The organism is Desulfobacter sp. (assembly GCF_050177295.1).
Map to the genome: position 1 here is coordinate 1 of NZ_JBFXHE010000215.1, position 7,502 is coordinate 7,502.

Here is a 7,502-nt window from a genome sequence, read left to right on the forward strand (position 1 = left end):
TCGCCTATCCCACAGACACCTTTTACGGTATCGGCTGTGATATCATGAACAAAAAGGCAATTGAAAAAATATACCAGATCAAACAACGGGATAAAACCAAGCCTTTCAGCTTCATCTGCCCGGATCTAAAAAATATTGCCGACTATGCCAAGGTCTCCAATATAGCCTATCGCCACATGAAACGTTTGCTGCCCGGTCCTTATACCTTTATTCTGACCGGATCAAAGATGGTGCCCAAAATTATGCTGACAAAAAGAAAAACCGCAGGCATCAGAGTCCCGGCCAATCAAATCGCCATCAACCTTGCCCTGCAACTGGGAAACCCCATTATTTCAACCTCGGCCACAGACCCTGACGGCAAAGTGTTTGAAGATGCATCCCTACTCCATGATTATTTCGACGCAAGGATAGACATGGTTCTGGATGGAGGTCCTGTGCCGAACATCCCCTCTTCCGTAATCTCCTTGGTTGAGGACGAGCCAGAGGTAATCAGGCACGGTGCAGGCGAGGTTGATATTTTTGAGTAGATTCGTTCTTAGTTGAAAACATACCTGAAGGATTCGGACAGACTGCTGCCCCAATTAACATCCTGAAGCAGGGTTTCGGCCAGTCTTCTGAACAGGGTTATTTTATCCTCTTTGGGATAAACAGGGGTCAGTTCACCTTCAATGCCGGCCATCTGTCCGGCCCACTGCACAGCATCATCCATGTTGCCGATACGATCAACAAGCTTAAGTTTCATGGCGGTCTGTCCGGTATAAACCCTGCCGTCAGCCAGTTTGGCCATGGCATCGGTTTCCATATTCCTGGCTGCAGCCGCATCGGATACGAACTGAGCATGCAGTTCATCCACAAGATTTTGAAACAGCTGTTTTTCACTCTCTTTAAGCTCTCTCGTGGGGGATCCCATGTCCTTATATTCACCGCTTTTTATTACCACAGGAGAGATCCCGATTTTTTTAGCAATCTGTTCAAGATTGGCATACTCCATGATTACGCCGATGGAACCCGTGATGGTGCCCGAATTTGCAACAATACCCTGGGTTGCGCACGCAATATAATACCCTCCTGAGGCTGCAACAGAACCCATGGAGGCAATCACGGTTTTTGCATCACGGGTCTTCAAAAGTTCCCGGTAGATTTCCTGGGAAGGCCCGATTCCACCGCCGGGACTGTCAACCCTTAAAATAATCGCCTTAATGGTGTCATCATCCTTGAAACCTTGAATATCTTTAATAATTTTTTTTGAAGATAGAATAGGACCCGTCACCTCAACCACGCCGATATTACCCCGGGATGAGGCGATGGCACCGCTGATCTCACTGTTCACGGCAATAGCACCCAGCACGGCAACACCGGAGAGGGCAAGCAACCCTAAGGTAAAGCAGGCACAGATAACACAAAGAAAAAACAAAAAAGGATGGCGTCTAGCAAACATAAGGGATTCTTCCTTAATTTTGATTGGAACTGAAAAGGCCGGATGTCCCTGTTTAGAGGATCTGTCCGGCCTTCAAAACTTAAAAAATTGCAATCCTGCTACTGCCTGTTAGACAGGGATTACTCGTTTTCTTTTTTCTCCGCTTCCAGTTTTTCCTGAATGTTGCTTCTCAGCATCTCTCCAAATGCGGATGCGGCAGGTTTGGAACTTTTTGCAATTTCTTCAAGATATCTGTTGTCATCATCATCTTCGTTCAGGCGTTTGATGGACAGGCCGATCCGTCTTTCATCGGAATTGATATTCATTACCTTGGCCGTAATGGTTTCGCCAATCTGATAATGATCTTTGGGGCTCTTGATATTTTCCTTGCTGATTTCAGATACATGAACCAGCCCTTCAATGCCTTCTTCAAGCTCTACAAACACACCGAAATCGGTGAGGTTGGTGATGACGCCGGAAATTTCCTTGCCCACGTCATAGCGTTCGGCAACGGTTTCCCATGGATCTATCTGGGTCTGCTTAATGCCCAAAGAGAATCTTTCATTGGCCTTGTCAATATCAAGTACAACTGCCTGGATGGTATCATTTTTCTTATAAATTTCGGAAGGATGCTTGATCCGTTTGGTCCAGGATATATCAGAGATGTGAACCAGGCCGTCAATGTCGTCATCAATACCGATAAAAAGACCAAATTCGGTAATGTTCTTTATTTTTCCTTCAATGATCGTGCCCACTGGATATTTCTGGGAAATGACTTCCCAGGGATTCTCGACGGTCTGTTTAATGCCCAGAGAGATTCTACGGTTTTCAGGTTTAAGATCCAGAACAACGGCCTCAACCTGTTCGCCCACGGCAACCATCTGGGATGGGTGACGGATTTTGCGGGTCCAGGACATTTCAGAAACATGGATAAGACCTTCGACACCCTCTTCAAGCTCAATGAACGCCCCGTAATCGGTCAGGCTGACAACCCGGCCTTTGATCTTGGAACCAATGGGATATTTATCGGCAGCAGTTGTCCAGGGATCAGGTGTCAACTGTTTCATGCCCAGGGAGACCCGTTCCTTCTCAAAATCAAAGGAGAGAATTTTCACCTTGATATGATCGCCAACGGAGAAGAGTTCAGAGGGATGTTTAACCCGTCCCCACGAAATATCGGTAATATGGAGAAGTCCGTCAACGCCTCCGAGATCAACAAAGACACCGTATTCGGTAATATTTTTGACAATACCTTCCATGACTTTGTCATTTTCAATGGCAGACAGGGTGGCACTGCGCATTTTTTCTCTTTCGTTTTCAAGCAGTACCCGGCGAGACAGAACAATATTGTTTCTTTTCTTGTTGTACTTGAGAATTTTAAAGGTATACGTCTGGCCGACCATTTCATCCATGTTGCGGATGGGCCGCAGGTCCGCCTGGGAGCCGGGCAAAAAGGCCAGCAGTCCGATATCAACGGAGAAACCACCTTTAACCCGACTGGTGATGACACCCTCAATGGTACCGTCTTCGTCGTAGATATCCTTGATGGCGTCCCACACTTTAACCTTTTTGGCTTTGTCACGGGACAGAAGGACAGTCTCCTCTTCTTCGTCCCATACTTCAATCATCACCTCAAACTCGTCGCCGACGTTGACGCTGACATTGCCGTCCTCACTAATGAATTCATGAATTGAAATCTGCCCCTCGGATTTGTATCCCACATCCACAAGGACTGTTTCCCTGCCGACGGAGATCACTGTTCCGGTGACAACCTGTCCCTCTTCAAATTTACTGAGGCTGGAATCATAGATATCCAGCAGTTCTTCCATGGTCTCTTCTCCGGTGAGTTCGATTTCGGACTCTTTTACCTCATTTTGGGTCTCTAATTCTTGATTCATGTTTTGGTTTTCTTCAGCAATGTTGTTGTTCATTAATGTTTATCCCCCTAATCGATGATGTTACCCGCCTTTGGATCATAAGGAAAAGATGGCGAAGGCGGATACAATTGGTTCTTATACCAACGAAAAAATGAAAAATCAAGGAATTCCGGAACTTTTTAAACCTTCTTGATGATGCTTTTCATTTTTTCAACGACCTGGGAAACATTTAATGCAGTTGCATCTATGAGGAGAGCATCCGGAGCCTGTTTTAATGGGGATACGGCACGTTGGGTATCATCTGCGTCCCGCTTGATCATATCTTCGAGAATTTTTCCAAATGAAATTCCGGAGGCGTTTGATTCCTCAAATCGTCTCCGGGCACGTACGTTAACATCAGCGGTCAGGAAAAACTTATAGGACGCGTTGGGAAAAACAGCCGTACCCATGTCCCGGCCTTCAAACACGGCATCCCTTTCCCCGGCAATGGATTTCTGAATCCCCAGCAATGCCCTTCGCACCTGGGGGATCGCCGACGTGGCCGAGGCCAGCATACTGATTTCATTGGTGCGGATATATGCGCTGATATCCCGGCCTGATGATGTCAGAACAGGGTCCCGTCCGTCCATGACAAAATCAAGATCAAGGCAGGCAAGAAACCGTTCAAGCCGACCACTGTCTTCCCAGTTGATCTGCCGGCGCTTGATTTCAAACGCAACAGCTCTATACAAAGCACCGGTGTCCACATAAACCCAGCCAAGCTCCCTTGCAAGCGCTTTTGAAACCGTTGTTTTACCGGCACCGGCCGGCCCGTCAATGGTAACAATACGCCTGCCCATTATTTTATTTGCCTGCAACACTGATCAGGGCATCCACGCATATCTTATTTTCCTGGTCCGTGCCGGCATTGATGCGAATAAAGGTGTCATATCCATAGGATGCCAGAGAACGCACCACCACCCCTTTTCGAAGCAGCTTCTCACAGATCTCCCGGGAATTGGTCTTTACATCCATCATAAGGAAATTGGCCTGGGTGGGCAGCACCTCAAAACCGGCTTCCGTGAATTTTTGCGTTAAAAAATCAATGCCCTGGTGGGTGCCGGAGATGGTTTTGGAGAGAAAATCGGTATCTTCCAGCGCGGCTTGGGCCGCAACCTGGGCAAGGGCGTTTACATTAAAGGGTTGACGTATCCGGTTTAAAATTTCAGCGACAGCTTTATCCATAACCCCGTAGCCAATGCGGAAACCGGCAAGGCCGTATGCTTTGGAAAAGGTTCTTAGGGTGACGATTCTTGGATCCGTCAACGGCACATCCAAAGCATTATAGACCGAATCGTCGCGTACAAATTCGATATACGCTTCATCCACGACAATCAGCACAGTGTCCGGCAATTGATCGGCAAACCGTAAAAATTCATCTTTGGTAATCACAGCCCCGGTAGGATTAAAGGGGTTGGTCACAAACACCAGTTTCGTTTTTGGGGTGACCGCCTTGACAAGCCCGTCAAGATTGGTGGAAAAATCCTTGAGGGGGACCATAACCGGAACACCCTTTGCGGTTTTCACGCTGATCTCATACATCAGAAAGGAAGGCAGCGGCATCACCGCTTCCTGTCCGGGGTCCAAAAATCCATGAGCAAGCAGGGCAATGATATCATCGGAACCGTTTCCAATGACCAGATTCTCCATCTGAACATGGTATTTTTCAGCAAGTTTCTGGCATAGTATAAAAGGGACCGGCTCAGGATACCGGTTCATCGCGGACAATTTTGACAAGACAGCCTGGGCCACTTTGGGCGAACACCCGAAAGGGTTTTCATTGGAGGCAAGCTTTACCGCGTTGGAAATACCATACTCGCGTTCTACCTCACTTAATGGTTTGCCGGCCTCATAGGGTTTTATGGCCTTTACGGACTCACTGATTGAAAACGACATGAAAAATGTGCTCCATTGATTTGCAGGTTGGATAAAACAGTACTAATTAGTTAGGATTTGAATTTTTGTCAACACCTGTGATAATGAGTCATACGGATTGTAAAGTATGATCCTTACCCTCTCGGCCGTTTTTCTTGCTCTTAATCTTAATCTTGCTCGAATTTATCGGTATTTAGAGCATGGGCAAGATTAAGAGGACGATAAAGATTATTTGGAGGTTAGCATTGGAGGTTAGCATTGAACAAAAACGCACCAAGGATTAAAACCGGACTGGAGAGCCTTTGCGATAATCCGCCTGAATATTTGAAAGGCATGCGCTTAGGCCTCCTGGCAAATCCGGCCTCAATCACAAGCCGGTTTGCACATGCAAAGGATGTTCTAAGCAGACTTTTTCCAGGGCGCGTTTGCGCCTTGTTCTCACCCCAGCACGGTTTTTTTGCCGAAAAGCAGGACAATATGATTGAATCGGGGCATTTCAGGGATCCTGATCTGAATATACCGGTATTCAGCCTATATAGTGAAACAAGGGTTCCCACAGCCGATATGTTTGACCCCATCGATACCCTGATCATTGATATCCAGGATGTGGGGACCCGTGTGTATACCTTTATATATACCATCTCATACTGCCTTGAAACGGCAGCAAAACTCGGCAGATCCGTAGTGATCCTGGACCGGCCCAACCCTGTTGGCGGCCTGCAGGTAGAGGGCAATATCCTTGAAGAAGAGTGTGCGTCATTTGTTGGGCGATACCCCATACCCATGCGCCACGGCATGACCATAGGCGAAATTACCACCTATATCAATACAACCCAAAAGATCGGTTGTGACCTTACCGTGATTCCCATGCAGGGATGGACCCGGGATATGTACTGGCAGGACACCGGATTAGTCTGGATTCCGCCTTCCCCGAACCTGCCCACCCCGCTTTCCGCCATGGTCTATCCCGGCCAGGTTATCTTTGAAGGCACCAATCTGTCGGAAGGACGGGGGACCACGCTGCCCTTTGAACAATTCGGCGCGCCTTATGTGGATACTATGACATTGATACAGGCCGTGAAAGACCGTCTTAAAGGCATTGTGCTGCGGCCACTGTGTTTCCAACCCACATCCGGAAAATGGCAGAACCAGACATGCAAAGGGGTTCAAATCCACATCATGGACAGAGATGAATATAAACCCTATCTGTGTGCCCTGATTTTATTACAGGAAATCATGAGAGCACACCCCAACGGGTTTCAGTTCAAGGCGCCGCCCTATGAATATGAATTTGAGCGCCTGCCCATGGACCTGATTTTAGGAAGCCGGAGCTTGCGGGAAAATATTGAAAAAATGAATGATCCTGTTGAATTGGAAAAGGCCTGGCAGAGACCATTGCAGGAGTTTAGACAGGAGTCACACGACTTTTATATATACAAATAAAAAAAGGGTCGTGACTTTCTATCACGGCCCCTTTTTAGCTTTATACTATGGACTGATAAATCCGACAACGCGGAATTATATTGCGCTTTTCCTACTGCCGATTCTTTTTACGATTCGGCAAGTTAGGTCTTGGTTTAATCGGCAGAAGCGTCAACGCCTTCGTCATTTTTCCAAGAGTCTTTCAACTCGTCAAATCCAAGGTAGAGTGCAAAACCGCCACCCACGAGAAGAACGACAGGGATACATCCGGTAATAATTTGTATAAACTCTGTAAACCATACCGCCAGACCAACAACTCCGAGAAGAACTGCAATAGCTCCGCCAATTAACGTTTTCATAGGTTATCCTCCTTAAATTCCCGTCTAAACATTTGATACGTAAATACGTGATCCATACCCAAAAAAATTAATGTACTTGCTTATATGCTTATTTCAATTTCAAATAGATGGAGAAAAGTATCACAGGCCCCTGATTTTATCAAGGCGTTTTTATCTATATCGAGACACCTAAATAAATATTTTGAATTCAATATGTTGACATAAAGATGAGCGGTTATTTCGATCATTATTTTATGAAAGGCAAAATAAATTTTTGAACTGCCTTTAATGTTTTGGTTGTGGATTGAGGCTCGGTGTTGAGAAACCAAGTCAGCCCCAGGCTGTTTTATAAAAATTATCATATTGCCATGTAAACCAAGCTCTGGTATTGAATTAACCGAAAAAAACGTTCCTGCCACGATTGACCCTTCAAGCTTCGAAGGAAAAAAAGGACACCCTATGAGTTTGTTTGCACCGATAAATAATCTGGTCTCAGCCACCAGAACAAAAATACATAAAATAATAGCGTTTCTA

8 protein-coding genes are annotated in these 7,502 nt (G+C 46.3%); 2 read left to right on the forward strand and 6 right to left on the reverse strand.

Going from position 1 to position 7,502, the window contains the following annotated elements:
* Positions 1-527 (forward strand): L-threonylcarbamoyladenylate synthase (locus AB7U36_RS14595; protein ID WP_428160468.1); only part of this gene is annotated, 527 nt, incomplete at its 5' end.
* A gap of 8 nt (positions 528-535) precedes the next feature.
* On the opposite strand, the gene sppA is transcribed toward AB7U36_RS14595, so the two are convergent.
* The 4 genes from sppA to hisC form a co-directional block, all read right to left on the reverse strand.
* On the reverse strand, positions 536-1,438 hold the full coding sequence (gene sppA, locus AB7U36_RS14600; RefSeq protein ID WP_428160469.1) for a signal peptide peptidase SppA: 903 nt from the start codon (positions 1,436-1,438) through the stop codon (positions 536-538).
* Between the two features lie 119 nt (positions 1,439-1,557).
* A complete protein-coding gene (locus AB7U36_RS14605) occupies positions 1,558-3,348 on the reverse strand; it encodes a 30S ribosomal protein S1 (RefSeq protein WP_276999441.1) in 1,791 nt (596 codons plus the stop codon).
* Positions 3,349-3,473: 125 nt separating this feature from the next.
* On the reverse strand, positions 3,474-4,133 hold the full coding sequence (gene cmk, locus AB7U36_RS14610) for a (d)CMP kinase (protein WP_428160470.1): 660 nt from the start codon (positions 4,131-4,133) through the stop codon (positions 3,474-3,476).
* 4 nt (positions 4,134-4,137) lie between these two features.
* Entirely contained in the window at positions 4,138-5,229 is a 1,092-nt protein-coding gene (hisC, locus tag AB7U36_RS14615; protein WP_286818403.1) for a histidinol-phosphate transaminase, read from the reverse strand.
* 237 nt (positions 5,230-5,466) lie between these two features.
* Here hisC and AB7U36_RS14620 point away from each other — a divergent pair, with 237 nt between their 5' ends.
* Complete coding sequence (locus AB7U36_RS14620) at positions 5,467-6,651, forward strand: exo-beta-N-acetylmuramidase NamZ family protein (protein ID WP_428160471.1); 1,185 nt, start codon at positions 5,467-5,469, stop codon at positions 6,649-6,651.
* 134 nt (positions 6,652-6,785) lie between these two features.
* Here AB7U36_RS14620 and AB7U36_RS14625 read toward each other — a convergent pair whose 3' ends face one another.
* Together AB7U36_RS14625 and AB7U36_RS14630 are read right to left on the reverse strand one after the other, a co-directional pair.
* Positions 6,786-6,989 (reverse strand): hypothetical protein, encoded by a 204-nt coding sequence (locus AB7U36_RS14625; protein ID WP_004075214.1) that lies wholly within the window; start codon positions 6,987-6,989, stop codon positions 6,786-6,788.
* Positions 6,990-7,069: 80 nt separating this feature from the next.
* A partial coding sequence (locus AB7U36_RS14630; protein WP_428160472.1) for a hypothetical protein occupies positions 7,070-7,502 on the reverse strand: 433 nt, incomplete at its 5' end.

Excerpts from the sequence above, each read along its gene's own strand:
- cmk (WP_428160470.1), bottom strand. The coding sequence starts at position 4,133 with ATGGGCAGGCGTATTGTTACCATTGACGGGCCGGCCGGTGCCGGTAAA.
- sppA (WP_428160469.1), bottom strand. The coding sequence starts at position 1,438 with ATGTTTGCTAGACGCCATCCTTTTTTGTTTTTTCTTTGTGTTATCTGT.
- AB7U36_RS14605 (WP_276999441.1), bottom strand. The coding sequence starts at position 3,348 with ATGAACAACAACATTGCTGAAGAAAACCAAAACATGAATCAAGAATTA.
- AB7U36_RS14625 (WP_004075214.1), bottom strand. The coding sequence starts at position 6,989 with ATGAAAACGTTAATTGGCGGAGCTATTGCAGTTCTTCTCGGAGTTGTT.
- hisC (WP_286818403.1), bottom strand. The coding sequence starts at position 5,229 with ATGTCGTTTTCAATCAGTGAGTCCGTAAAGGCCATAAAACCCTATGAG.